This window comes from Sphingobium sp. AS12 (assembly GCF_019097845.1).
Lineage (GTDB): Bacteria > Pseudomonadota > Alphaproteobacteria > Sphingomonadales > Sphingomonadaceae > Sphingobium.
The window spans coordinates 307,138-329,083 of sequence record NZ_JAHRGM010000046.1 but is presented as its reverse complement, the minus strand read 5'-3'; the positions used below and the strand labels follow the sequence as shown (position 1 = coordinate 329,083).

31 protein-coding genes are annotated in these 21,946 nt (G+C 63.0%); 11 read left to right on the top strand and 20 right to left on the bottom strand.

Going from position 1 to position 21,946, the window contains the following annotated elements; translation table 11 throughout:
• The coding region (locus KRZ98_RS17985; RefSeq protein ID WP_368389850.1) for an acyl-CoA dehydrogenase family protein at positions 1-317 on the bottom strand (317 nt) is incomplete at its 3' end.
• Positions 318-476: 159 nt separating this feature from the next.
• Between KRZ98_RS17985 and KRZ98_RS17980 the strand changes: the two genes are divergently transcribed.
• A complete protein-coding gene (locus tag KRZ98_RS17980; protein ID WP_217674797.1) occupies positions 477-959 on the top strand; it encodes a MarR family winged helix-turn-helix transcriptional regulator in 483 nt (160 codons plus the stop codon).
• 49 nt (positions 960-1,008) lie between these two features.
• On the opposite strand, the gene KRZ98_RS17975 is transcribed toward KRZ98_RS17980, so the two are convergent.
• The 4 genes from KRZ98_RS17975 to KRZ98_RS17960 form a co-directional block, all read right to left on the bottom strand.
• Positions 1,009-3,237 (bottom strand): TonB-dependent receptor, encoded by a 2,229-nt coding sequence (locus KRZ98_RS17975; protein ID WP_217674796.1) that lies wholly within the window; start codon positions 3,235-3,237, stop codon positions 1,009-1,011.
• Positions 3,238-3,359: 122 nt separating this feature from the next.
• Positions 3,360-4,361, bottom strand: coding sequence for a phenylacetaldoxime dehydratase family protein (locus tag KRZ98_RS17970; RefSeq protein WP_217674795.1), 1,002 nt, complete (start codon positions 4,359-4,361; stop codon positions 3,360-3,362).
• A 12-nt stretch (positions 4,362-4,373) separates the two neighbouring features.
• On the bottom strand, positions 4,374-5,348 hold the full coding sequence (locus KRZ98_RS17965) for an NmrA family NAD(P)-binding protein (RefSeq protein WP_217674794.1): 975 nt from the start codon (positions 5,346-5,348) through the stop codon (positions 4,374-4,376).
• Positions 5,345-6,373, bottom strand: a complete 1,029-nt coding sequence (locus KRZ98_RS17960; RefSeq protein WP_217674793.1) for a carbon-nitrogen hydrolase family protein — start codon at positions 6,371-6,373, stop codon at positions 5,345-5,347. The genes KRZ98_RS17965 and KRZ98_RS17960 overlap by 4 nt, the downstream gene beginning before the upstream one ends.
• Positions 6,374-6,991: 618 nt before the next feature.
• Between KRZ98_RS17960 and KRZ98_RS17955 the strand changes: the two genes are divergently transcribed.
• From KRZ98_RS17955 to KRZ98_RS17945, 3 genes are read left to right on the top strand one after another with little or no spacing between them, the layout of a single operon-like run.
• Positions 6,992-7,153, top strand: coding sequence for a hypothetical protein (locus tag KRZ98_RS17955; protein ID WP_217674792.1), 162 nt, complete (start codon positions 6,992-6,994; stop codon positions 7,151-7,153).
• 47 nt (positions 7,154-7,200) lie between these two features.
• The gene (locus tag KRZ98_RS17950) at positions 7,201-7,533 is read left to right on the top strand and encodes a DHCW motif cupin fold protein (protein WP_217674791.1); all 333 of its coding nucleotides are present in this window, start codon (positions 7,201-7,203) and stop codon (positions 7,531-7,533) included.
• 19 nt (positions 7,534-7,552) lie between these two features.
• A complete protein-coding gene (locus KRZ98_RS17945; protein ID WP_217674790.1) occupies positions 7,553-8,248 on the top strand; it encodes an aspartate/glutamate racemase family protein in 696 nt (231 codons plus the stop codon).
• A 34-nt stretch (positions 8,249-8,282) separates the two neighbouring features.
• Here the strand turns inward: KRZ98_RS17945 and KRZ98_RS17940 are convergent, their stop codons facing one another.
• Genes KRZ98_RS17940 through KRZ98_RS17930 form a run of 3 tightly spaced genes read right to left on the bottom strand, consistent with a single transcriptional unit; the run spans position 8,283 to position 9,489 of the window.
• Complete coding sequence (locus KRZ98_RS17940) at positions 8,283-8,720, bottom strand: SRPBCC family protein (protein WP_217674789.1); 438 nt, start codon at positions 8,718-8,720, stop codon at positions 8,283-8,285.
• 35 nt (positions 8,721-8,755) lie between these two features.
• Positions 8,756-9,133 carry a VOC family protein gene (locus KRZ98_RS17935; RefSeq protein WP_217674788.1) on the bottom strand — a complete coding sequence of 126 codons (378 nt, stop codon included), beginning with the start codon at positions 9,131-9,133 and terminating at the stop codon, positions 8,756-8,758.
• A gap of 53 nt (positions 9,134-9,186) precedes the next feature.
• A complete protein-coding gene (locus KRZ98_RS17930; RefSeq protein ID WP_217674787.1) occupies positions 9,187-9,489 on the bottom strand; it encodes a 4-oxalocrotonate tautomerase family protein in 303 nt (100 codons plus the stop codon).
• A gap of 3 nt (positions 9,490-9,492) precedes the next feature.
• Between KRZ98_RS17930 and KRZ98_RS17925 the strand changes: the two genes are divergently transcribed.
• Entirely contained in the window at positions 9,493-10,113 is a 621-nt protein-coding gene (locus KRZ98_RS17925) for a TetR/AcrR family transcriptional regulator (protein ID WP_217674786.1), read from the top strand.
• Positions 10,114-10,141: 28 nt separating this feature from the next.
• Here the strand turns inward: KRZ98_RS17925 and KRZ98_RS17920 are convergent, their stop codons facing one another.
• The 5 genes from KRZ98_RS17920 to KRZ98_RS17900 all read right to left on the bottom strand — a co-directional run bounded on the left by KRZ98_RS17920 (position 10,142) and on the right by KRZ98_RS17900 (position 13,818).
• Entirely contained in the window at positions 10,142-10,621 is a 480-nt protein-coding gene (locus KRZ98_RS17920) for a hypothetical protein (RefSeq protein WP_217674785.1), read from the bottom strand.
• Positions 10,618-11,100, bottom strand: a complete 483-nt coding sequence (locus KRZ98_RS17915) for a GFA family protein (RefSeq protein WP_217674784.1) — start codon at positions 11,098-11,100, stop codon at positions 10,618-10,620. Before KRZ98_RS17915 ends, KRZ98_RS17920 begins: the two co-directional genes overlap by 4 nt.
• Complete coding sequence (locus KRZ98_RS17910; RefSeq protein WP_217674783.1) at positions 11,097-11,960, bottom strand: sigma-70 family RNA polymerase sigma factor; 864 nt, start codon at positions 11,958-11,960, stop codon at positions 11,097-11,099. Before KRZ98_RS17910 ends, KRZ98_RS17915 begins: the two co-directional genes overlap by 4 nt.
• Positions 11,961-12,015: 55 nt before the next feature.
• Positions 12,016-13,353, bottom strand: coding sequence for an NAD(P)/FAD-dependent oxidoreductase (locus KRZ98_RS17905; RefSeq protein WP_217674782.1), 1,338 nt, complete (start codon positions 13,351-13,353; stop codon positions 12,016-12,018).
• Between the two features lie 81 nt (positions 13,354-13,434).
• A complete protein-coding gene (locus tag KRZ98_RS17900) occupies positions 13,435-13,818 on the bottom strand; it encodes an SgcJ/EcaC family oxidoreductase (RefSeq protein WP_217674781.1) in 384 nt (127 codons plus the stop codon).
• Positions 13,819-13,954: 136 nt separating this feature from the next.
• Here KRZ98_RS17900 and KRZ98_RS17895 point away from each other — a divergent pair, with 136 nt between their 5' ends.
• On the top strand, positions 13,955-14,860 hold the full coding sequence (locus KRZ98_RS17895) for an AraC family transcriptional regulator (protein ID WP_217674780.1): 906 nt from the start codon (positions 13,955-13,957) through the stop codon (positions 14,858-14,860).
• A 56-nt stretch (positions 14,861-14,916) separates the two neighbouring features.
• On the opposite strand, the gene KRZ98_RS17890 is transcribed toward KRZ98_RS17895, so the two are convergent.
• Positions 14,917-15,069, bottom strand: coding sequence for a hypothetical protein (locus KRZ98_RS17890; protein WP_217674779.1), 153 nt, complete (start codon positions 15,067-15,069; stop codon positions 14,917-14,919).
• A gap of 93 nt (positions 15,070-15,162) precedes the next feature.
• Positions 15,163-15,531, bottom strand: a complete 369-nt coding sequence (locus KRZ98_RS17885) for a hypothetical protein (protein ID WP_217674778.1) — start codon at positions 15,529-15,531, stop codon at positions 15,163-15,165.
• A 274-nt stretch (positions 15,532-15,805) separates the two neighbouring features.
• Between KRZ98_RS17885 and KRZ98_RS17880 the strand changes: the two genes are divergently transcribed.
• Positions 15,806-16,027, top strand: coding sequence for a hypothetical protein (locus KRZ98_RS17880; RefSeq protein ID WP_217674777.1), 222 nt, complete (start codon positions 15,806-15,808; stop codon positions 16,025-16,027).
• A gap of 96 nt (positions 16,028-16,123) precedes the next feature.
• Here KRZ98_RS17880 and KRZ98_RS17875 read toward each other — a convergent pair whose 3' ends face one another.
• From KRZ98_RS17875 to msrA, 3 genes are all read right to left on the bottom strand, one after another.
• The gene (locus tag KRZ98_RS17875) at positions 16,124-16,579 is read right to left on the bottom strand and encodes a DUF4345 domain-containing protein (protein ID WP_217674776.1); all 456 of its coding nucleotides are present in this window, start codon (positions 16,577-16,579) and stop codon (positions 16,124-16,126) included.
• A 107-nt stretch (positions 16,580-16,686) separates the two neighbouring features.
• Positions 16,687-17,187, bottom strand: a complete 501-nt coding sequence (gene msrB, locus KRZ98_RS17870; RefSeq protein WP_217674775.1) for a peptide-methionine (R)-S-oxide reductase MsrB — start codon at positions 17,185-17,187, stop codon at positions 16,687-16,689.
• Between the two features lie 13 nt (positions 17,188-17,200).
• Entirely contained in the window at positions 17,201-17,881 is a 681-nt protein-coding gene (msrA, locus tag KRZ98_RS17865; RefSeq protein WP_217674774.1) for a peptide-methionine (S)-S-oxide reductase MsrA, read from the bottom strand.
• On the opposite strand from msrA, the gene KRZ98_RS17860 reads away from it, so the two are divergent.
• The 3 genes from KRZ98_RS17860 (at position 17,861) to KRZ98_RS17850 (ending at position 20,357) form a co-directional block, all read left to right on the top strand.
• Positions 17,861-19,015 carry an AraC family transcriptional regulator gene (locus KRZ98_RS17860; RefSeq protein ID WP_368389849.1) on the top strand — a complete coding sequence of 385 codons (1,155 nt, stop codon included), beginning with the start codon at positions 17,861-17,863 and terminating at the stop codon, positions 19,013-19,015. The two genes, msrA and KRZ98_RS17860, sit on opposite strands and share 21 nt — an antisense overlap.
• Before the next feature lie 174 nt (positions 19,016-19,189).
• Positions 19,190-19,726 (top strand): sigma-70 family RNA polymerase sigma factor, encoded by a 537-nt coding sequence (locus KRZ98_RS17855; RefSeq protein WP_217674773.1) that lies wholly within the window; start codon positions 19,190-19,192, stop codon positions 19,724-19,726.
• Positions 19,716-20,357, top strand: coding sequence for an NrsF family protein (locus tag KRZ98_RS17850; RefSeq protein ID WP_217674772.1), 642 nt, complete (start codon positions 19,716-19,718; stop codon positions 20,355-20,357). Before KRZ98_RS17855 ends, KRZ98_RS17850 begins: the two co-directional genes overlap by 11 nt.
• 18 nt (positions 20,358-20,375) lie before the next feature.
• Here KRZ98_RS17850 and KRZ98_RS17845 read toward each other — a convergent pair whose 3' ends face one another.
• Positions 20,376-21,050 carry a peroxiredoxin-like family protein gene (locus KRZ98_RS17845; protein WP_217674771.1) on the bottom strand — a complete coding sequence of 225 codons (675 nt, stop codon included), beginning with the start codon at positions 21,048-21,050 and terminating at the stop codon, positions 20,376-20,378.
• A gap of 79 nt (positions 21,051-21,129) precedes the next feature.
• Positions 21,130-21,411, bottom strand: coding sequence for a hypothetical protein (locus KRZ98_RS17840; RefSeq protein WP_217674770.1), 282 nt, complete (start codon positions 21,409-21,411; stop codon positions 21,130-21,132).
• 247 nt (positions 21,412-21,658) lie between these two features.
• Between KRZ98_RS17840 and KRZ98_RS17835 the strand changes: the two genes are divergently transcribed.
• On the top strand, positions 21,659-21,940 hold the full coding sequence (locus KRZ98_RS17835; RefSeq protein ID WP_217674769.1) for a DUF2282 domain-containing protein: 282 nt from the start codon (positions 21,659-21,661) through the stop codon (positions 21,938-21,940).
• The last annotated feature ends 6 nt before the right edge of the window (positions 21,941-21,946 follow it).

Below are 21,946 nucleotides of genomic sequence, written 5' to 3'. Positions count from 1 at the left end.
GGCAGAGTCGCGAGATAGAGGGCCGTTTGCGGAGCGAAGCTTGCGACCCAACCCGCCGAGCCGTCTGCCTGGGCGATCCGCTCGACAAGACGCAGTATATCCGCGAAAGGTCGTTCATCCCCCCCAAATCGCCGCGCCACCGCCGCCCGATAGACGCCAAGCCGGCGCAGCAGATCGATCACATCGGCGGGAATCTGTCCCGCCGCCTCGAATTCCGAAGCCCGATCGCTGATCTGTCGCAACAACGGATCTGGATCACCTTCATGAGTGCGCGCAGCGGGCTCTACTTTGGGGTTGTTGACAGTAGCGCCCATCATGCACCTGATCTGGTCGAACGAATGGGCGTGGTATGCGCGGCGGTTGGCAGGGCCTCAATAGGGGTATACTCGCACTCCAACGATCTGCGAAAACAGGCAATGTAGACGCAACGACACGCCAACTCTTCAGAAATCCGAGCGTGAGAAAGCGGGAGCGATTTGGAGAAAACCCTACCGAACGCCTGTATTGAACGAGGCGACCCAGCGAGCGACACCTTCGATCCGCAAGCCTACCTGTTCTTCATGGTAGCGCAGGTCAACCATTGGTACTCGGAGCGGATATCGGCTGCACAGAGATCGTCCGGCGCCGATCGATCACGATGGCGGGTAATGATGGCGTTGCGCTGGAAACCGGGCGCAAGCCTCAAGGAGTTGACCGAACTCACCAACATGCAGCAATCGACAATCAGCAAGGTAGTGGACAAGTTGCGTCGCGACGGCTGGGTCTACAGTGAGTTGGGTGTCAGCGATTCTCGCTTCACGCACGTCTTCCTTACAGAAAGCGGCGCCAATGTCGTTGATCGCCTGATCCGCACCGCATCGCGCACCTATCGCGCGGCCCTCGACGGGATCGATCCGCAGCATGTCGAAGTCACCCTCGGTCTGCTTGCGCGTGTGCTGGATAACCTGCGTGACCGGTGAAGCGCCCGCACATTCAGGCCGGCGACGCTCCCCCGATCACATCATAGCGTCAAAAGCGATAGGCGAGCTTCAACGACCATTCTGCCGGCTTGGCATAGGTTCCCTCGACATAACCCGACGTTCCCACGGACGGGTAGGCTGACAGAAGGTACAGCTTGTCGGTGAGGTTCGTTCCAGCGACCGTGATCTGCCAGTGACCGTCGCTGGTGGCAAAGCTCGCCGACAGGTTGAGAGTCGCATATCCATCCTGGCTCGCAAGGGGAACATTGGCGGCGTCGAAGAAGGTCCGGCTGCGATAGGCGAGATCCGTTCTGGTCGTCAGCGTGCCGATGCCCAGGTCGAGTGCATATTGCGCGCCGATTGACGCCGTCCACTTCGGCACGAACGGAAACTTGCTATCGAGACTGACCTCGATCGCCGTAGGTCCGATCTGGGTATATTTTGCGTCGAGATAACCAAGCGAACCCTCGATCAGCAGCCCTGGAACCGGCGCCAACGCAATCTCCGCCTCCGCGCCGTTGATGCGCGCGCTGGCCGCATTGCGCACCTGTGGCGCGACGCCGTCCAGCACCGTCACCTGCATATCGCTATAGTCCATCCGGAAGAGGGCGGCGTTGAAGCGCAGGCGATTGTCGAGCCAGCTGGACTTCAGGCCGATTTCATAGTTGTTCACGAATTCCGGATCATATGAAGGTGCGGCGGCCAGGGGAAGGACATTGCGCTGGACGAAGCCGCCGCTCTTGAAGCCCCGCGAGAAGGTGGCATACGCCATCACGTCTTCCGCGAGCTTGTAGGACAATGTGGCGAGCGGCGTCCATTCATTCGCCTTGATGGCGTTCTCCTCGAACGGCAGCACGCGGGCACCGGCCGGAAGGCCCATGAAGTCGGTTAGATAGATTTGGTCCGGCGTGAACGCCCGGCGTTCATGGGTGTAGCGAAGGCCTGCCGTCAACGACAGGCGCGGAACGATGGTCCAGGTCACTTGTCCATATGCGGCATAGGATTCATTGGCGACAAAGCCGCCTGACTGGGCCAGGACGATGGCCTGGTTCACGTTGTTGATGTCCTGCCCCTTTTCCTTGAAATAATAGAGTCCGGTCACCCATTTGAGCCGCTCCTCGAAAGCCGAACCCAGATATTGAAGTTCCTGGCTGAACTGCCATTGATTGATGATGTCCTCGGTCTCGAAGACCGCGAGGGGGGATCCATCCGAATCGCGCGTGAAATGGGCCTTGCTGTCCCTATAGCTTGTGATCGACTTCAACGTGCCCCAGTCGCGCGTCAGTTCGGCCGTCCCCGATATGCCCCAAATCTCCGCCGTGGAGACCGGCGGCTTGGAAGCATAGGTCGTGCGAGGATCGCCAGTCACCCATTGCGTGTTCCAGCAGTTCGGGTTGCTGACTGGCCCCGGCAACGGGAGGCAGCCGGCCCCCATGTTCCGGAGCGCTGCGAACTGGGCTGTTCCGTCGACGTAAAGCAAGGTGATCGGACCGGACAGCTCGTTCACCTTGCTGTAGTCGCCGATAATGTGGAATTTCAACCTGTCCGCGGGTTCCCATACCGCTTGGATGCGCGCGCCCCAGCGATCGTCTCCGCCGAGACGCTTGCCGTCCCCCAGGCGAGTCACATAACCGTCGCTGCTCTTATATTGGATGACGCCGCCGAGACGCAGCGTATCGCTCACGCCGCCGGAGAGCTGCCCCAAGGCGTTGAAGCGATCGAAGCTGCCGGTCTCCAGTTGCACGCGCCCGGACAGATCGCGCGACGGCTCCCGCGAAACGACGTTGATCGCTCCGCCGATGGTGTTCTTGCCGAACAATGTTCCCTGCGGCCCGCGCAGTACCTCGATGCGGTCAAGGTCCATCAGATCGAGCACGCTGCCGACCGACCGCGATATATAGACGCCATCGACATACAGGCCGACACCGGGATCGGTGGTCGGCGCGAAGTCGGTCTGGCCCACACCGCGAATGAAGAAGACTGCCGCCGTCGTCGCACCCGCGACAGGCGCCGCCGTCGAAATGGTGACATTGGGCACGAGCGCCGCGACGTCGCCGATATTCCCCGCTCCGCGCCGTTCGAGCGCGTCTCCGGAAAAGGCGGAAACAGCCAGCGGAACATCCTGCAGCCGTTCCGCGGTCTTGCGCGCGGTAACCACGATGTCGCCCAGGCCCGTCTCGGGCGAGGTGGAAGCTGCGCTATCCTGTGCCCGTGCCGCTCCAGAGCCGAGGACGGCGGTCACGACAGCTAGGGTGGTCGATATCCCGAAATTGCGCATGTCCCATTTCCCCCTTTTCCTGTTTTCCGGCTCACGGTGGCGTGCCGTGGCCGGGAATAGCGGACATGCTTGTTTCTCGTGGCGCTGACCGCAATTGGTGTGCACCCCTAGCCGCCGGAACTTTACGTTCCGCTGGTTTCGTTCAGGAGGGGCAGCAGCCCCGTCTCGGCGTGGCAGTTGTTGTAGACCAGATGAAGGCCACCAGGCCGACTGACCAACACCTCGTGCCCGAGATTGATCGGCATCTGGAACTGATGACGCTGGAGGACGCTCAGAGCACTGGCGATGATATCGTCATGGGTCGGATGGTTGTGGACCCAGGCTTCAAGCGCATCGAGCGACGCGAAATACCCCAGGAAGGATGAATCGATCCCTGCATCGATGGCGCCGTGCACCTCGGTGCAAAGGCGCGCCGAAAAGCAGCCGGACTCGGCACGGCTCCGCGCCAGATAGTCGGCCGCGCGCGCATAGGCAGGGTACACGCCGTCGATGAAATCACGCCGTTGGGCCGGGCTGCATAGCGACAAACCAACAACGCTGCGGATCGTGCAGCTATGGTCTTTCGAGACCCCTTCTATCACACTGCCGTTCCGCGTCACCGCGAAGCCGGCGCCGGCGGAAGCGCCCGGCAGGCGCGCGCGACCCGCCATTCGCCGACGCATCGAGCCGTAATAGAAATGTTCTTTTTCGAGCTTGCGTGGGACGTAGCGGCTGAAGCCCCAGCGAACGCCATCCATGGAATAATTGGGATCGATCAGTTCGGTGGCCGCGCAGCTGGTCTCGCTCCACAGGCCGACCAACCCGGTGAGCGGCTGCCCAAACAATGCCCGAACCGCAGCCTGGTCCGTCCATTGCCTGAACTGCTCGGGCGAACGCCAATAGGCGAAGAAAAGGGTCTCCTTGAACCCGAAGCGCTCCTGCGCTTCCGACTGCTCGACATGCAAGGGGCCGCCATCCGACGTGAAAAGAGCAGCCAGCGCCTGCACAAGCCCGGCACCGTCGCCTCCCGGCGCGATTTGTACGCCGATGGCGCTTATCGCCACCTCGGGCCAATCCTCCGGGAAGACCGAGGTAAAGGCGTCGTGCGGCGGCTCCCAGTTTTCCGGACGGCCTTTGGGCAACATGCGATGTCCTCCTCAGCCGGAAGCCTTCTCCCAACCTTCCGGAAACAGAATGGGCCGGTGTTCCTCCAGCCATTGGCGAACGGTTACCGGCTTGCGGCCGAGTGTGCGTTCGGCGAAGTCGGTGAGGTGAAAGGCGGCGTCGTTGTATTGCTCGAATGCATAGAAGTCCGCGTAATATTCCGCGCCGCACGGTCCCCAGCGGGCATAGAGCGGCGCCGCGACGCGCATATGCGTCTCAAGCGTGTCGTCATACTTGACGGGAACCCCGATCACGGCCGAGATCAGCTCAGCCAGCTCGGAAAAGCGCATCAGATCCTGACCATTGTCCATGTCGAAATGGAGATGGGTGAAGCGCTGGCGATCGGGACGGGTGAAGATGCGCGCAGCGATCTCGCCTATGTCCCGCGGATCGATGAACGCAGCCAGCCGATCATAGGGAATGACCAGCGTGCGGATATCGCGCACCGGCTGCAGCCAGCCCATCAGGTCGTCGATGAAATAGGCCGCGCTGTTGAGGAAGGTGACGGGCAGGTCCGGCGCCTCCAGCACTGCGCGTGCCGCGAAGTGCTGGGTAGCGGTGCCCCCGCCATAGGATCTCAGCTTCGCTGTAACCCGCTCAAGCGTCATGTTGGGCAAATCGCCAAGCAGCCGGACGATATGACGAATGCGGCCGGAAGCCCTGACTGCATCGGCCACGTTGGTCATGGCTGCGGTTTCGTCGAGGAAGTCGGGCGTCACAATGAAGGCGGCTTCCATGTCCGCAAAGGCGCGATGGATGGAATCGGGATCAAGAAAGTTCGCGACGATGGCCTCTGCGCCAGGATAACGCACCTGCAACGCGTCAAGCTTCGCAGGATCGCTCGTGACGACGCGCAGCACCACAGATGGATGCGCCGTGCGGACATAGTCTATCGCTGCCGGCGCGACACGGCCGAGAGCGCCGAAGAATAGAATGGACTTCAATGGTGGCTCATCGGGTCGGATCATGATCGGTGGCCTTCGTTCCCGAATTCTTCAAGCTCGGCCGCAGAAGCGGAGACATCTGTTGCGCTTCCATAGACACGCGACTGGCTGCGTCCCTCGATCTTCAGTATCGCCCGCGGCGTAGGGTCCAGGGTCATGCTGACCACATCGGGACGTCCATAATGGCCGGACGGGTCCGCCACGCTCTTGGCGATGGTGATCGCGACCGGATCGCAGTCGGCGATCACGAGGCCTTCCGCGTCCGGCGCAATGGGTGCGGTCAGCCGCTGCCCATCCGGAGCAAAGATGGCCGAAGCTCCTCCACCGGGCACGACCGCGTCGCGCATGGCTGGATCGAGGGAGCCGGTTTCGCGTATGGCTTCGGTCATCACGAAGCTGGAGGCGACCACATAACATTGTCCTTCGAGCGCGTAGACCGTGTTGATCGCGGTCGTGGCCTCGGCTCCCATGGCGTGGGCGACGCCCGGGAACAGGCAGAAGCTGGGCCAGGAGGCGACGTGGATTTGCTCGCCCATCGAATAGAGCGCCTGCTTGAACAGCGGCTGGATGTGCTCCCAGCAATTGAGCGCGCCCACGCGCACGTCTCCGAACGTACGGACCAGCAGATCGCTGCCGTCGCCGTCGCCGAACAGCGTTCGCTCGGCGCTGGTCGGCTTCAGCTTGCGGCGCGTGACAAGACTGCCATCCGGCCCGATGAGCACCTGCGCCATATAGAGGCTCGCGCCAGCCATTTCGGCAAAGCCAAGAACGACGGCGAGGCCGAGTCGGCGGGCGGCCACCGCAATGGCAGCAAGCTCCGGTCCATCGGATGCGAGCGCCTGCGACGTGTATCGCGGGACCATGGAGACGTTGGCGAACGGGCCGCCAAGCCAGATCCAGAACGGATAACCTGGTATCCAGAGCTCAGGAAAAGCGAGCAGTTCCACGCCCTGCGCGGCCGCTTTTTCCATCCACTCTATAGTCAGCTCAACGCCACGCTCCTTGTCCAGGAAAGCCGGGATCGCTTGAACCGCCGCCGCTTTGATCATGCTCGTTTCTCCATGACATACACTGCCGCCAATATGCGGTCCCAGGCAATGCAAGCGAACCCCTATGCCTCCGGCTGATGGTGTAGGTTCTGAGGGTAGCGATACCTCCGATCTGGTTTTTCCCAGCCGTGTCCAAGCGGGGAATTGCGCAAATCTCCTATGATTCCATTTACTACGGCATTGTTCTTCCCGTCCAAAAGGTATGTTGCGAGACAGGGGTATTCGGTCATGATGCGGCTGGAACATTCCGTTCAGTCGCGTGAGGGGGGTGAATCCGGGGGCATCGGCATCGATGTTTGGGCCCGGCATTTGATAGTGCGGATTTAGGCTGAAGCGTTCGGCCTCCATGAACGCTACAATCGCCGACTTCGCCCGCTTCGCCGCCGCCCTCGCGCGTGGTGACGGTCTCTCGGCTGCGTCGCGCGCGGAGATGGTGCGTCCCCAACTGCATATCACGTCCCGTCGGCAATTTCCGACTCTCTGGCCGCAGCTTCAGCTCCCGCCTGAAAAGCAGCGCCCCGACCTCGCTGCCGGCCTGGGCGTCATCGCTTTTTCGGGGCCGCAGGGGCCAGGCTGTTCAAGGGCCGCCATGATGCGACGGGCAATACCATTGAATGCGTGGAACGCGGTCGCCGCTGCGTCGTCATCCTCGCCAACGACGTGCGCGCAGAGCGCGCCTTCCCGGCCATCGTCCGCTTCATCCTTGACGAGACCGGCGCGCCTTGGGATTGGGAATATGGCGACATGGTTTTCTGGAATGCGGAAGCCCACTCTCGCTGAAGCGAGACTTGGACGCCACGCGACGCTGACACGCGAAAGGATCACTCATGAAATTGCCTGATCTGCCCTTCACGATCACCGACTGGTCGCAACTCCCCGCCACCGGGCATGCGGGCGAAACCGGCCATGCCTTGTGGCGCACGCAGGATATCGATGGCGTCCGGGTCCGCATGGTAGAGTATTCACCCGGCTATCTGGCCGATCACTGGTGCGACAAGGGCCATATTCTCCTGGTGCTGGAAGGGGAACTCGACACCGATCTCCAGGATGGACGTTCGTTTCGCCTCACCGCCGGCATGAGCTACCGCGTTTCCGACTTCGGTGACGCCGCGCACCGCAGCGCGACCCGGACCGGTGCCAGGCTGTTCATTGTCGATTGATCGCAGGAAGGACCACGGGATGCGGACGATCGGCCTGATCGGCGGAATGAGCTGGGAAAGCTCCGCGCAATACTACCGGATCATCAACGAGGGCGTCCGCCGGCGGCTGGGCGGCGCGCATTCGGCCCGAAGCCTGATGCTCTCGGTGGATTTCAGCGAGATCGAAAGGCTCCAGCACGCAGGCGACTGGACACGTCTTACCGCGCAGATGATCGAGGCGGCGCAGCAGCTTGAACGGGGCGGCGCGGACTTCTTCGTCATCTGCACCAACACCATGCACCGCATGGCCGATGCGGTCGCCGCTTCCGTCTCGATGCCTTTGCTGCACATCGCCGATCCGACCGCGGAGAAAATCGCGGCGGCCGGTTTCAGGCGCGTCGGTCTGTTGGGCACGGCCTTCACGATGGAGCAGCCCTTCTACAAGAGCCGGCTCCGCGAGCTTTTCGGGCTCGACGTGCTCGTGCCCGACGACGCTGATCGCCGGCGGGTCCACAACATAATCTACAAGGAGCTTGTCGCCGGCGTCGTCTCGCCGGTTTCACGCGATGTCTATCGCGAGATCATCGCCAGGCTGATCGATCGCGGCGCGGAGGCGATCATCCTGGGCTGCACCGAGATCATGCTGCTGGTCGGCGCCGAAGACAGCGCGGTTCCGCTGTTCGACACCACCCGTCTCCATGCCGAAGCCGCGGTTGATCGCGCGCTCGCTGTTTGAACGCGGGAGGCGCAATAGCGGCGTCAAGCGCGGTCTATTCGCCGAACTCGGCACGCTGCTTCAGGCTCTGCAGCCAAGCGCGCAGGATGGAATCCAACATTCTGCGGGTCAGGCCCGGAAGCAGCCGGGGCCACCAGCCGTCAAACGACTCTTGGGTTCTGACAAGAACCACATCCCCGCGTGGCTCGAAGTCCCAGATATGGCGCGCGCGCGCGCGCATCGCCTTGCCGGTCCAGGCGATCCTGCGCATCGGCTCTATCTCTCGAAGCGTCGAAACGATAGATGCGCCGCCGGACTTCCACTTGAACACCGAGTCGACGGCGAATGGACCTCCCAGCCTTGCGCGCTGGATTTTCGGATTCCATTGGCTCCAGCTGTCAATGTCGGTCTGGATGCGCCAGACAGTTTCGAGCGGCGCCCGGATCGCGATTTCCGCCTCGGCGACCGCTGGCGCCTCTTGATCAATCTCCATCAAATCTCTCCAGTGGAACGAAAATTCCCAGGCGCTCAGCCATCGATCCGCCAGGGCGGATGCAAGCGGTTGGCGCCCGCATGATAGAGGCAGATCACGTTACCCGCCGGATCGCGCAGATAGGCCTCGCGCCAGAGCCAGCGCTGATCGACGGGATCGGCGTCGAACACGACGCCCGCCGCCTTGAGCCGCGCGACTTCGCCGTCAAGATCGTCACATTCGAAATAGACCGTCGGTGCGTGCGCGCCCGGACCCGCCTCAGCCAGATGCAGCGAAAACGTGCTCTCGCCTGCAGGCGCCTCGAAACGCGCATAGTGCGGCGACAGCACGATGAGCCTGAGGCCGAGCGACTTGTAGAAGGCGACGGAGGCGGAAATATCCGTGGCGGCGACGGTGACTTGGTTGAGGCGCATGATCCTGGCTTGTAGCTTCCCCACTCTTGCGCACGTTAGGGCGCAGCGTAAATTCACATAGCGCGATACGCCTGCCTAGCGGAGCAAGGCGCCTTGTCGGCAGCGGCCGCTGTCGCGAGCATCGACTCGACGGTTTCCGCATCGAGCACGCAGCCATCGAAACCATCGCCAGACCGCGGAATGTGGTCGACCACGACATAGACTTTGGAGCGGATCGCCGGAAGGGCTTCCGCCTCCACGACGACATCCGTCACCCTTCTGAAAAGCTCAGCCTCCTGGGTGCCGTTCAGCAAGTCGGCCGGCGCCTGGATGGTAGTTACCGGCACGGCAATACCTTCCAATATGGCATTTGCCATAGTATGGCGATCTCCATAGAATGGCAAGACCGGTTTGACTGCAAGGGAGGATCTGTGGCGAGAACGACGGATGCGCGCGAAAGGGCCATTGAGACGGCGGAGCAGTTGTTTCGCGTCCAGGGCTATGCCGCCACCGGCCTCAATCAGATCATCGAGGAAAGCGGCGCGCCCAAAGGCTCGTTCTATTTCCACTTTCCGGGCGGCAAGCGGGAATTGGCGGCCGAGGTGCTCGCGGGGTATCGCGCGAAAACCTCGGCGGGATTTCGGATGCTGGCCGAAAAGGCTGCGGGTGACTCCAACCGGTTCGTTCGCGCGCTTGTCAAAACGACGGCGGAGGGAATGAAGGCATCCGACTGGGCGGCGGGCTGCGTGGCGCAGGTGCTTGCCCAAGAACTTGCACCCGGCGACGCGGAAATGTCCGACGCCCTCGCGTCCTTGTTCGACGAATGGGTCGAGATTGCCGCCGCCGCGATCGGCCCTTTGGCGGATCGCCGATCCGCGCGCGCGCGGGCACTGGCGCTCGTCGCGGCTCTTGAGGGCGCCAGGACGCTCGCACGAACGCTCCGCTCGGTTGCACCTTTCGACGCCGTGGCCCGACAATTCGTGACAGTGCAATCCGCTTGAGGCGGGAATGCCGCTTTCTGCCTGATGACTACGCAATTGCCGGCGATCCCCGCTCGGGCGGCACAGGAAGAAGGCGCACCGCCAGGACAGCCGCGATGACGAGCTCGACCCATGCGAGCGGCAACGCGACTGCTGCCGTGGCGGGTTTCGCGAGATTCATGTTCAGCATCGCGATCCAGAACAGCGCGAAGAAAAACAGCCAGGCGAGCGTGCCGGCGATTGCGGCGGAACGATAGTTCGCGCCGAACACTTGCATGTAGAGCCACGTGAGCAACACGCACATCACCGTGAGCAGCATGTCCCATAGCCCCCAGACCAGGAAGACGGGCAGGTTCATCGGCGCCACATCGGGCACCATAGCGAGCGTCTCCCGTGTCATCGGCATGACCAAGACGAAATAGCGGAATATCTCGGAAGTGTTGACCCAGATGCTGACGATCACGCAGGTCAGCAGAAAGGATCGCATCGGAAATCCCGCTTTCTCGGGGAAATTCGACATCTCGGTCATGGCATTTTCTCCGGTGGCCAGGCGGCGGTATCATGGTCGGGATGCTGACGGGAGACGATGTCGCTGAGGAAGGAGACATCATCGAAATCTTCTGTCGTGCGACTCTGCGGCAGCGTGTGCAGCCGGTCGACGAAGTCGAGCTTGCCTTCGACGCCGTACTGCACGATCGGCGGAAGCGAGGCGGGATCGTCGAAGCTGCCCGCAGAAAGAGAAACACCGTCGGGTGCCTCGTAGGTCATGGGCGTGCCGCAATTCCCGCAGAAGCCGCGCCGCACATGGTTGGACGACTGGAAGTATTTCAATGCGCCGCGCGTCCAGACGAGTTCGGCCTTGCCGACATTGACGAGCGGCGCGAAATAGCCGCCGAAGGCCTTCTGGCACATGCGGCAATGGCAGATCGAGGCGTCGGCCGGCATGCCGGTGAGCCGGAACCGGATCCAGCCGCATTGACAGCCGCCGGTTCGGACAGGCTGGGTCATGCCGCGAGCCCTTCTCCGATCGCCCTGAGCTTGTGCGGATTCGATATCGCGAACACGCAATCGATCGATCGCTCGGCGGTGCATTCGATCAGGACGGCCAGGACGCAGCGTCCCTGAACCTGGAATGTCGCCGCCGGCACGCCGTTGAGTTCGCCGAGCGACAAGACCGCGTCCGCGGGGAGCAATGCGCGCGAGGCGACGACGAACCTGGCGACCGCCTGCCTGCCGCGAAGCGGTCTTTTGAGCGCCGGAGCGCCCGGGCCGCCATCGCCTCGCATCGCTACGTCGTCCGCCAGGAGCAGGGCCAGGCGGGATATATCGCCGCTTCCCACGGCCTGGAGGAATTCCGCCAGCAGGGCCTTGTGAACGGCCCCGGAGACAGGCCGGCCGGGCCGCGCGAGCATCACCGCCGCTTGCGCGCGGCTGAAGATCTTGCGGCAGACCGCCTCGTCGCGCCCGACGATCGAGGCGATTTCGCCATAGCCGCAGTCGAACGCGCTCCGCAGGATGAAGACCGCACGTTGCAGCGGCGTAAGCCGCTCCAGCATGGTGAGGAAGCCGAAGGAGATTTCGTCGAGCAGTTCGCGTCGATCGGCGGCGCCGGTATCGACCGGCTCGGGGAGCCAGTCGCCGGGATAGGTTTCGCGGCGCGCCTTGCGATCACGCAGATGATTGAGGCTGAGGCGCGTGGTGATCGTGGTGAGAAAGGCGTCCGGCGAGCGGACGTTTGACCGATCGGCATTCAGCCATCGGAGCGCCGCCTCGTGAACAATGTCCTCGGCGTCGGTGCGGCTTCCCGTGATCCGGTAGGCGAGCGAGATGAGCCGAGGCCGCAGGCCGCCGAGCACATCGTCGCTCACCGTCCCATAGCCTCATAGGTTTGCGTGATCCTTGCTTCTGCTTGCTCCCCGATGCTCATGACGGTTCCTTTCGTGAGGCTCTTGATCGCGCGGTCTTCCCGGCGGATCTGACTGCAAGTCCTTCGGGCATCGCGTGCGTGAGGGGCGTCGTACCATCGATCGGCGTCAATTTGGGGCGTGCATGGCGCTGGACCTCCTCGCGCCGATATGCGCCGCGGCCCAGCCAGAATGGCAACGCCGGAAAGCGCCGTTGCAGGCCGATCAGGCGCACCAGCAACCAGACGAAGAACGACCGGATGCGGAAAGCCGTTCGCTTGCGATAGATCGGGCCGACCTGACGGTCATGGGGGATGGTGGCATAGCCCACCGCTTCCCGCCCGACCGCGATCGCCTGGCCCCAGGTCCAGAAGCCGAAGGGCCTTGGGGGCTTGCCGGCATAAAGGCGCGCGATCGTGTCCGCGGCATGGGCGCCGGTGGTCAGCGCGAAGAAGGCCGACATGCGCGGCGGCGCACCGCAATGTTCGACGGGAATGCCGGCGTCGCCGACGGCGAAGACATGGGGATCGCCGAGCGCCCGCAACCAGGGATCGACGCGGATGCGTCCCGCGTCATCCGTCTCGAACCCGGCGGCGCGGATGACTGGCTGGCCGACAAATCCCGCGCACCAAACGCAGATGTCGCAGGGCACCGCGCCGGCGCTTGTCACGACGCGATCGGGCTCCACCACCTCGACGCGCGCATGTTCGCGCACCAGGATGCCGGCCCGATCCACCGCTTCGGCGAGGCGCCGCTTCACGGCGGGCGTGGCGAAGCCGGCGAAGCTTCCAGACTCGATGATCGTCACGCGCGCGCCGGCGACCCGCACCAGCTCGGCCGCGACCTCGATCCCCGTAGCACCGCCGCCGACGACGATCATCCGCGATTCGGGCATGCGCGATTCGGGCGTGGCGAGCGAAGCCAGACGCCGCCTGAGCGCCGGCAACGCGCGGGGTCCGTCGGCGTCCAGGACAAAGGCGTGCCGATCCGCGCCCGGCGCTGCTGCATTGGTGCGCGATCCCAGGGCGATGACGAGTTGGCCGTAGGAAAGAAACCGCGCGCCATCAGGCGTGTCGAGACGGACACAGCGTTCAGCCCGGTCGATCTCGCGGACCTCCCCCTGAACGAACACGCAGCTCGGTCCGGCCAGAAAGTCCATCAGCCTCGGCAAGCGTGACGGCAGAATAAAATCGGGCTCGGTCAGCCCCTCATGCAATCTCAGCCGCTCCAGGAAAAAGGCGCTGTTACCGACCAGGGCAATGCGGAGCCCACGCTTCCTAGTCCGCCCGGCAAGCCGGACGGCGCAGGTCAGCCCGGCATAGCCGGCGCCAACTATGATAACGTCGAATGCGTCCATCGCGTCCTTCCTCACGATCCATGATGGGAAAGACACGCGAGGATGCGGATTTGTGACTTCCCGGTTGCCGCGCCCTCCCGCTTACGGCTGGGCCTGCTGATCGCCGCCGCCGAACGGGTGATCGAGCAGGAAGCGCCACGTTCCGTCCGCGCGTTTGCGCAAAATCTCCACCCCGTGAGCAGAGATTTTAGTCCGACCGTCTTCGATGATCGACCAGACGCTCCGCGTCAGCGCGCAATCTCCCGCCGGAACGATTTCGACTGTTTCCACCGCCATCACGCCGCCGAGCTGGAGAAAGCCCGACAGGGCGGCGCGAATCTCTTCGGGTCCTCGCGCAAGAGCGCCAGGCTGCGGGACGAGCGTGGCGTCCGCCTCGAAGAGGGCGACGAGGCGATCCAAATCCCTCTCGCCGTAGGCGCGCGCTAATTCCTGATGCAACTGTTCCGGCGTCTGCGCGGCGTTCATGTCTCACTCCTCACGATGTCCGATGCCGCATGATAGCCGTTTCCGTAGGCTCTTCTGAACAAGCTGAGAGCGCAAAAACCTATTCGATCATCTCAGATTGGCGTATTCTATGCGTGTAGGCGGTTTGGAGTGCGGCATGGATGTGCTTGCGGATGTGCTGCGGCTGGCGAGCCTCGGAAACGCCGTCATCACGCAATCCGAAATGATTGCGCCCTGGGCGCTTCTGGTTCCGTCCGAGATTCGCGTTGCGATTCACCTTGTCCGGCGGGGCGGATGCTGGCTGCGCATGCCAGGTGCTGCACCGTTGTACCTCGCCGAAGGCGATATTGTGCTGATCCCGAGCGCCCTGGCGCATATCCTGTCCGACGCAACCGACACGCCGCCGCTGCCGCTCGAAGAAGGACTGGCGGTTGCCCGCCAGCGCGCCCTGGACGGCGAGCAAGGCGGCAAGTGGGCCGGTCTGCTCTGCGCCGAGATCACGTTCGACCACGCCGCAAGGCACCCGCTGGCCGGCATGCTGCCGGAAGTGATCCACATTCCCTCGGACGAAGCCAAGCGCGGCGAGGCTTTGCCCGCCCTTGCCCGCATGCTCCTCGAAGAGGTGGAGCGCCAGCGCGCAGGCTCGGAGATCGTGGTTGCAAGGCTGCTTGACGCGCTTCTGGTGCTGATCGTCAGGCATTGGCTCGAAACGCAAACCGCGCCGAACGCCGGCTGGCTCGGCGCTTTGCGCGATCCGAAAATTCTCCGCGCGCTCTCGGCGATGCACCATGATCCGCGTCATAGCTGGTCGGTCGCGGAGCTTGCTGCGCGCGCCGGCATGTCCAGGGCGGCTTTCGCGCGTCGTTTCTCCCGTCTGGTCGGCCAGGCTCCGCTCGGGTATCTGGCGCAATGGCGCATGAATGTCGCAGCGAAGCTGCTGCGATCGACCGAAAGCTCTGTGGAGAACGTGGCGCTCAGCGTCGGCTATGATTCGGCCACGGCTTTCGGCAACGCCTTCCGTCGGCACTTCTCGATTTCGCCGGGCCGCTACCGCACGCGATAGGGCTTGGCCACGGTGCCCACTTGCTCACCGCATCTTCGCTCTCCACTTTCCTTTGTTCAGACCGGAGGCCGGGTTTCCACTGCTGAGAGCGTCGCCTGATAGACGGCGACCAGCTTCTCTGCACCATTCTGAACCGAAAACACGTCAGCGCGGCCGATGCTGGCCTCCGACGACACGAGTTCGCTCCACTTGCCGATCATTGACCTCACGCGCACATTCCAACGTCAGCGAGAGCATCCGCACATTAAGGTGTTCCGTGGCGGCTCGGCAATCCCGAGGATTTTCCGGCGACGACCGCTTCATCAGATGCGGGCTGGAGCGACCTGCCCGGCAAGGCGGTCCAGCGAGGCTCGATTGCTGTAGGTTTCCAGGCAAAAGTCCCGCACATCCACAGAAATGAAGTGGACACCCGGGAGCAGGTCGCAGACCGCGCGCGCCACGGCGCTGGAAACCGCCTTTTTCTGACCATCCGTACGTCCGCTCAGAAGGCCGATCGTCACATGGACATAGTCGTCCTTCCGGCCACCAACCATGTCATGATGGTAAACCGTCAATCGCGACTTCACATCTCCAGGAGCGAAGAGCCCGGTTGAATCCGCCGCGTCGTGGACAGCTTTGACCAGGATATCCAAATCCACTGCCGTCTCGATGGAAGCCGGGCACTCGATCACGCAATGTGGCATCCTGGCATTTTCCGATCTTTGAATTTGTGAGCGGGCATCACACAGGCCGACTTAGACGATCGACGGCCTGTCGCATCCGCCCGGTTCCCCGACGCGACGGCGAGGCGGATGAGTATTTGCCCCGGGCCGGGTTTGGGATCGGGAAGCACGACAGGCACCAGCCGATCTGCACGGCGCGCATGACGCCCTCCATGAATACCTATTGAACAGACGCTACAAGTCACACTGGTTCAACCAGTGTCAAGCAGGATAGCCTCGCGCCATGACAGATACCGGGTTTCGCATAGTCGGCGAAAGCCGGAACGGGATGGACGGTCTTGCCGGACCATCTTGCGCGGTGTTGGCGGCGGGGCATCTCGTCGAATTGGCGCCGGCGCGACCGGGGCCGGACAACAGGCTCTGTCTGGTCCGGAACAAGACGGTGCTTCGCCGTCACCGCGTCGTGCATGTGCGGGATTTCCTGCTGCGGGCTCGCTCAATGTGATCCGGCGCTTCCTGCGTGGATTCGCCATATGGTCAAATATTCCCTCCGCGTTCCAGCTTGTTCCCGGTCGCTGCCGACAGGCGCCTGGAGCATAGGTCATGGTCGCATCTCCTTTCCAGCTTCAGGCTGCCGCTCCGCCTTCCAGAACCAGAAGGCAAGCAAGGGTGCGATCACGATCTCGAAGAGCAGCGATGGAGCGATTTCGGGGCTGAACAGGACGCTTGGTTCATATCCGCTCATGCGCGCCAGACCGCCCACAAAGATCATCGCGGCGAGAGCGATCAGCACAGTGCGCAAGCGCTGAAACGCCAGGCTGCCCGCAAGCATCAACTGGCCCACCCCAAACCAGACGCCCCCCAGGAAGCGAACATGGCTGTTGCGCACAGCGAAGATCGTCGTATCGGTGATCGCGAAAAACGGCGCCGAGCCGCCCTGCCAGCCGAGCGTCGGGATTCCGCCCAACCCGACATTGAGTCCGAGGAAGACGATGACGGCGCCCACCAGCGCGATGGCGCCGCGCAGAAGATAGTTGGCTTTGGCTTTCGCGGTCATTGGCGCTCTCTAACTAACCCATCGCTGCTACCGTCATCTGGTGGCTCCAATGAGTCATCGTGTAATTGATGCGGACTGACAATTTGGAACTTTGAACCAACTTCGGCCTAAGTTGTCCGCTTCGTCGCGAACCGCAGCGCCACGCCGTTCATACAGTATCGCAGTCCCGTAGGCTTCGGGCCGTCGTCGAAAACATGCCCGAGATGGCCGTCGCAGCGGGCGCAACGAACCTCCGTTCGCACCATGCCGAATGCAAAGTCTCGCTTCTCAGCGACGGCACTGGGCAGATGGTCATAGAAACTTGGCCAACCTGTCCCGCTGTCGAATTTCGTCGATGACGCAAACAGCGGCAGGCTGCATCCGGCGCAAAGAAAGGTTCCTGCGCGATGTTCCGAGTTGAGAGGGCTGGAGTATGGCCGCTCGGTCGCGGCTCGCCGCAAGACCGCGTATGCTGGAGGGGACAGGCGCTTGCGCCACTCGGCGTCAGAAAGCTTCATAGGTGAGGTTGCCGTATCGCCAGCAGCGAATGCGAATTGCCTCGACAACGCTACAGTGGCGGTCGCCGAGCATAACCCTAGAAACACGCGGCGGCTTTGCTTCGGTACCATTTCACCTCTCCTTTCATCCGCGGTAGTTAGACGGGAATATTCGTTTCAGGGCTTCGACCTTCGGGCGATCGTTGAACACGATGTATGGATAGTCCGGGTGTCGAGTCATGAAGTTCTGATGATATGCTTCCGCCGGATAGAAGGGTTTCGATGACTCGATTTTCGTTACAATCGGCCGCGAAAACACACGTTGGGCCGTGAGTTGTGCGATGTAAGCCCGCGCCACGTTCGCTTGGGCTGCCGAGGTCGGAAAAAGAGCTGTGCGATATTGTGATCCGGTGTCAGGCCCCTGGCGATTGAGTGTCGTCGGATCGGCAACGACCGAAAAGTAGATTTGCAGCAAATCAGCATAGCTCACTTGCGACGGATCAAAGACGACCTTGACCGCTTCGGCATGGCCGGTTGTCCCGGTCGATACGGTCTCATATCGGGCGGTTCCGGCTGTGCCACCGGCATATCCAGACGCCGCGCTCACCACGCCCCTCACATGCTCGAACACGCCTTCGACACCCCAGAAGCAACCCCCGGCGAAGACGGCTATCTCGCGGCGCCCGGAGGAGGAAGCGACCAGCTTTGCCGGTGGTGCCTTTGCAAAGCTCTTCGCGGCTGCGGCCGAGGAGTCGATACGCATGAGCGACAAACCCCCGACGACGACGAGGGCGATGGCAACGGCGTGGACGTGGCGCAAGGTCATCTCCAGAAACTATGGCTTCTGGGATACGTCGCGGTGAGCCGCCCGGTTACATCGAACGCCGCCGATGAAGTTATTTCACAGCGGGAGGTTGCTTCACGTCCTCCCGTGTGCCCCCACGTCCAATATTTGGCGGACGTTGCATATCGTCTGGAAAATTCGCGCCAAATCGGCACAGTTGCGGACGGTCCAATCATGTATCACATTGCGCTCGATCAAATCCTGGCCGCGCTCGCGGTCGACGTTCATGAGGTCGCCCTGTGCGAGTTCGCACCGGATTCGGCGATCGCCGCGCCGCCGCTCGACGCAATCGAGGTTCACTTCGTGCTCGGCGGCACCCTGTATATTCAAATCGGCGATGATCGAGATGTCGCCGTTCCCGAAGGAAGCGTCGTCATCGTACCGCCTGGCGTTCGGCAGCGGATGGCGGCCACGCCCTCGCCAGCGACCGTCTTTCAGGCGGAGGAGATCTGCAACAGGCGGCCCGATGGCTTGCTGTTCCTGAACGCCGCCCTGAATGCGCCGAGCAGGGTGCGGATCATCTGCGGCGAGGTTCGGGCGGATGTCGGCGGGTCGTTCGGAGCGTTGCATGGGCTGTCTGCTCCCATTTGCGCCCACCTCTCGGATGAGCCGGTGGTTCGCGCTGCCTTTGAAGTCATGCTCCGAGAGACTGCGGACCTCGCGCTAGGAAGCAGGGCGCTGGTTGGCGCGCTGATGAAGGCGTGCCTGATCGTCGCCTTGCGCCGCTACGCCGCGCACCACGGGATAGAACGGACACTTCCCGGCCTTTTCCTACGCCCCTCGCTCGCGCGCGCCGTGGCCGCCGTAGTCCAGAATCCGGCCGCCCCTTACGAGCTGAACAGTTTGGCGCGCGCAGCGGGCATGAGCCGATCCGGTTTCGCGAAGGCGTTCTCCGATACTCTTGGCGCAACACCGATGGAATTCGTTGCGCGCGCGCGGCTGACATCGGCGCGCGAACTTCTCTTGTCCACGCCGCTGCCGGTTTCCGCTATCGCCTCGCAGGTCGGATTTGCGAACCGCAGCCATTTTAGCCGGGCGTTCCGCAAGACTTTCGGGATTGACCCCAGCAGCTTGCGGCGCGGCAACGCCTCAACCGAGGTGACCGATGCGCTTTGACCGACCGGATCGGAACATGCACCGCCGTCAATCTCCTCAGGGCCGGGTAATTCTTCCCTGCGCGCGCGTAACCTTTGCCCGATCGCAATCGAAACTCCCCAGATGCAGCGCATTCCAACGCAGTTTCTCCGACGGCAAGGAGAGAGGGTCGTCGCCTTCCCCGCAGCTACCGTCATGAGCGCGAAGAGTGACGATTGGGGCGAACTGATGGCGGCCGCCCAGGCAGGGCATGGCGGCGCGTATCGCCGCCTCCTTGGCGAACTGCGCGGCTGGCTCGAACGCTTCTACGGGCGGCGGTTGCCGCCGGCGATGGTGGACGATGCCGTTCAGGACACGCTGATCGCTATCCACGAAAAACGACACACTTACGATTCGGCGCGTCCCTTCCGCCCCTGGCTCGCAGCAATTGCGCGATACAAATGGATTGACCGGCTTCGTGCCATGGCCCGCACATCGTCCGAGGAACTTTCGGACGACATTGCCGTCGGAGATCATGAAAGCGCCGTGACCAGCGCCGTGCTGTTGAAACAGCTTCTTTCCCGGCTCAAGCCCGCGCAGGCGGAAGCGATACGCCTTGTGAAGATCGAAGGATGCTCGGTCGAGGAAGCGTCCGCGAGAACCGGGCAATCGGGTTCGCTCATCAAGGTCAACATTCACCGAGGACTGGCGCGGCTTGCGGTGATGATCCAGAAGCAAACCGATGCCGAATGACTTACTGATCGACGAGCTTGTGGGCGACCTTCGCCCGGTTCGCCCGCACAACCCTGTTCGTCAGGTTGCCTGGCTTGCTGTCCTGGCCGCGCTCGAGCTGGGCGGCTTTGCGGCGCTTGGAACGGTGCGGCCGGATTTGGCCTCCGCGCTCGATGGAGCGGCGTTTTGGTGGAAAGTCGGCGGCCTTGCCTCGCTTGCAGCGATCGGCGTCGCAACCGCCCTGCGGTCGTTCGATCCGGTGTCCTCCCCGCGCAAGAACTTCCGGTGGTGGATTGGCGTCGCGGCCGTGCTGCTGGCCGCTGGGTGGCTCATTGACCTCGGCAACGCGAGCCCGCTGGGGCTGGCCGAGAGGCTCCAATGGCGCATGGGCCTGCAATGCCTTTTCACAATGACGCTGCTGTCGCTGCCGCCGATCCTGGCATTGGCGATTATGATGCGGCGAGGCGCACCGACCGACCGCTCCGCAAGTGCGCTCGCAACCGGTGCCGCGAGCGCTGCCTGGGGAGCATTTATCTTCGCCTTCCACTGCCCGAGCGACGACCCGTTCTATATCGCTGTCTGGTATTCGCTCGGCTGCGGTCTCGTCATCCTTTTGTCGCGCACCATTCTTCCGTCGGTGGCCCGCTGGTAGAGCGGAGCGATCCGCTGTTCACAATGCACTGGAACGCGCTTCGCGCAACACGGGCAACAGTTCGGACGGGTCGGGGCGGTTTGTGTAGTCTGCGCTGACCTCGGCGTAAAAGATCGTGCCATCCTGGCCGATGACGAAACGGGCGGGCATTGGAAGCGTCCAGCTCGGGTCGCCGTTGACCACCGCCAGATCGTTCTTGAAGCTATTCTCGTAGAGGTTGCGAAGATAGTCTGGCAACTCGAACCGCAGCCCGAACGAGGCTGCAACGGCGTTGCCAGGGTCGGACAATATCGGAAAGCCGAGTTCGTTCTCGCGCTGGGAACGGCGGCTGTTCGGAGCGGTCTGAGGAGAAATCGCGACCAGCCGGGCACCAAGGGATTCGATGCCGGCACGCGCCGCCTCCATCGCCTTGAGGTCGAGATTGCAATAGGGGCACCAAACGCCGCGATAGAAGGTCACGACCAGTAGACCTGACGCAAGCAGCACGGCGAGCGCATGTTCCACGCCAGCGGCATCGCGAAGGGCGAAGTCGGGTGCCTTGTCCCCGACTTTGAGCGCGCGCGCCTCGGCGCCGGAGGCAATCAGTTCGGCAGTCGCGCGGTGCATTGTTTCGTGAATGGCAACGGGCACATCGCCGCGCGCTTCGAAATCGCGCCGGAAGGCGGCGAGCTGTTCGGGAAGGGTCTGGGGCATCGGATTGCTCCTGAAATACAGGGAACCGCCCGGACGTCCACAACATCCGGGCGGTTCACCCGACGGGCGGTTGCCGGGATCAGTTGGCCGGAGCGGCGGGCGGGGTCGTGCTGCCACCCTGCTTCGCACAGGCTTTGCTCGAAAGCTCCTTGAAGCCCTGGCCCTTGCAGTCGTTCTGCCCCTTGCACTCGTGGTTACCCGACTTGCAGTCCGACTGGCCCTTGCACGCATTGATGCCGTAACAGTGGACCTTGGCGGCGTTCTCGCCGGCGGCGTGGGCCGGGGCAGTGGAAGCGAGGCCCGAAAGCGCGAGCATGGCGGCGGCCGAAGCGATGGCGGCGCCGGTCTTGAAGGTCTTCATGAGCGATCTCCTGAATAGTCGATGAGGTTTCGTTGCCAATCGGCATCCCTGACTTCGTGCGCCGCTAGCGGCCGGTTACAGCCGCGTCCGCGAACCGCGTTGGCCTGCCGTCTGTAACCGCCGCGGCGTCCCGAACGGATTGGGGACTGTGGTTCGATCCCGTCAGCCTCCCGGACCACCGTGCGGCGATCCGTTTCTCCCCCAAACGGATCGCCGCATGTGAGGCCCGCCGAAAGGATTGCCCAACATGACTTCCCGTTCCGCCACTTCCGCTATTGGCGCGCTGCTGCTCGCGTCGCTCGCTGCCGGCGCCGCGACCGCTGCCCAGGCGCAAGACAAGAAGCCGATGGAAAAATGCTATGGCGTCGCCAAGGCCGGCAAGAATGATTGCGCCGCCGGCGCGGGGACGAGCTGCGCCGGCACGTCCAAGGTCGACTACCAGGGCAACGCCTGGAAGCTCGTCCCGGCCGGCACCTGCGCCAAGATCAAGACGCCCAAGGGCTTCGGATCGCTGACGCCGAAAGCCTGAGACGAG

Excerpts from the sequence above, each read along its gene's own strand:
- KRZ98_RS17975 (WP_217674796.1), bottom strand. The coding sequence starts at position 3,237 with ATGCGCAATTTCGGGATATCGACCACCCTAGCTGTCGTGACCGCCGTC.
- KRZ98_RS17970 (WP_217674795.1), bottom strand. The coding sequence starts at position 4,361 with ATGTTGCCCAAAGGCCGTCCGGAAAACTGGGAGCCGCCGCACGACGCC.
- KRZ98_RS17965 (WP_217674794.1), bottom strand. The coding sequence starts at position 5,348 with ATGATCCGACCCGATGAGCCACCATTGAAGTCCATTCTATTCTTCGGC.
- KRZ98_RS17960 (WP_217674793.1), bottom strand. The coding sequence starts at position 6,373 with ATGATCAAAGCGGCGGCGGTTCAAGCGATCCCGGCTTTCCTGGACAAG.
- KRZ98_RS17950 (WP_217674791.1), top strand. The coding sequence starts at position 7,201 with ATGAAATTGCCTGATCTGCCCTTCACGATCACCGACTGGTCGCAACTC.
- KRZ98_RS17945 (WP_217674790.1), top strand. The coding sequence starts at position 7,553 with ATGCGGACGATCGGCCTGATCGGCGGAATGAGCTGGGAAAGCTCCGCG.
- KRZ98_RS17940 (WP_217674789.1), bottom strand. The coding sequence starts at position 8,720 with ATGGAGATTGATCAAGAGGCGCCAGCGGTCGCCGAGGCGGAAATCGCG.
- KRZ98_RS17935 (WP_217674788.1), bottom strand. The coding sequence starts at position 9,133 with ATGCGCCTCAACCAAGTCACCGTCGCCGCCACGGATATTTCCGCCTCC.
- KRZ98_RS17930 (WP_217674787.1), bottom strand. The coding sequence starts at position 9,489 with ATGGCAAATGCCATATTGGAAGGTATTGCCGTGCCGGTAACTACCATC.
- KRZ98_RS17925 (WP_217674786.1), top strand. The coding sequence starts at position 9,493 with ATGGCGATCTCCATAGAATGGCAAGACCGGTTTGACTGCAAGGGAGGA.
- KRZ98_RS17920 (WP_217674785.1), bottom strand. The coding sequence starts at position 10,621 with ATGACCGAGATGTCGAATTTCCCCGAGAAAGCGGGATTTCCGATGCGA.
- KRZ98_RS17915 (WP_217674784.1), bottom strand. The coding sequence starts at position 11,100 with ATGACCCAGCCTGTCCGAACCGGCGGCTGTCAATGCGGCTGGATCCGG.
- KRZ98_RS17905 (WP_217674782.1), bottom strand. The coding sequence starts at position 13,353 with ATGGACGCATTCGACGTTATCATAGTTGGCGCCGGCTATGCCGGGCTG.
- KRZ98_RS17900 (WP_217674781.1), bottom strand. The coding sequence starts at position 13,818 with ATGAACGCCGCGCAGACGCCGGAACAGTTGCATCAGGAATTAGCGCGC.
- KRZ98_RS17895 (WP_217674780.1), top strand. The coding sequence starts at position 13,955 with ATGGATGTGCTTGCGGATGTGCTGCGGCTGGCGAGCCTCGGAAACGCC.
- KRZ98_RS17880 (WP_217674777.1), top strand. The coding sequence starts at position 15,806 with ATGACAGATACCGGGTTTCGCATAGTCGGCGAAAGCCGGAACGGGATG.
- KRZ98_RS17875 (WP_217674776.1), bottom strand. The coding sequence starts at position 16,579 with ATGACCGCGAAAGCCAAAGCCAACTATCTTCTGCGCGGCGCCATCGCG.
- msrB (WP_217674775.1), bottom strand. The coding sequence starts at position 17,187 with ATGGTACCGAAGCAAAGCCGCCGCGTGTTTCTAGGGTTATGCTCGGCG.
- msrA (WP_217674774.1), bottom strand. The coding sequence starts at position 17,881 with ATGACCTTGCGCCACGTCCACGCCGTTGCCATCGCCCTCGTCGTCGTC.
- KRZ98_RS17855 (WP_217674773.1), top strand. The coding sequence starts at position 19,190 with ATGAGCGCGAAGAGTGACGATTGGGGCGAACTGATGGCGGCCGCCCAG.
- KRZ98_RS17850 (WP_217674772.1), top strand. The coding sequence starts at position 19,716 with ATGCCGAATGACTTACTGATCGACGAGCTTGTGGGCGACCTTCGCCCG.
- KRZ98_RS17845 (WP_217674771.1), bottom strand. The coding sequence starts at position 21,050 with ATGCCCCAGACCCTTCCCGAACAGCTCGCCGCCTTCCGGCGCGATTTC.
- KRZ98_RS17840 (WP_217674770.1), bottom strand. The coding sequence starts at position 21,411 with ATGAAGACCTTCAAGACCGGCGCCGCCATCGCTTCGGCCGCCGCCATG.
- KRZ98_RS17835 (WP_217674769.1), top strand. The coding sequence starts at position 21,659 with ATGACTTCCCGTTCCGCCACTTCCGCTATTGGCGCGCTGCTGCTCGCG.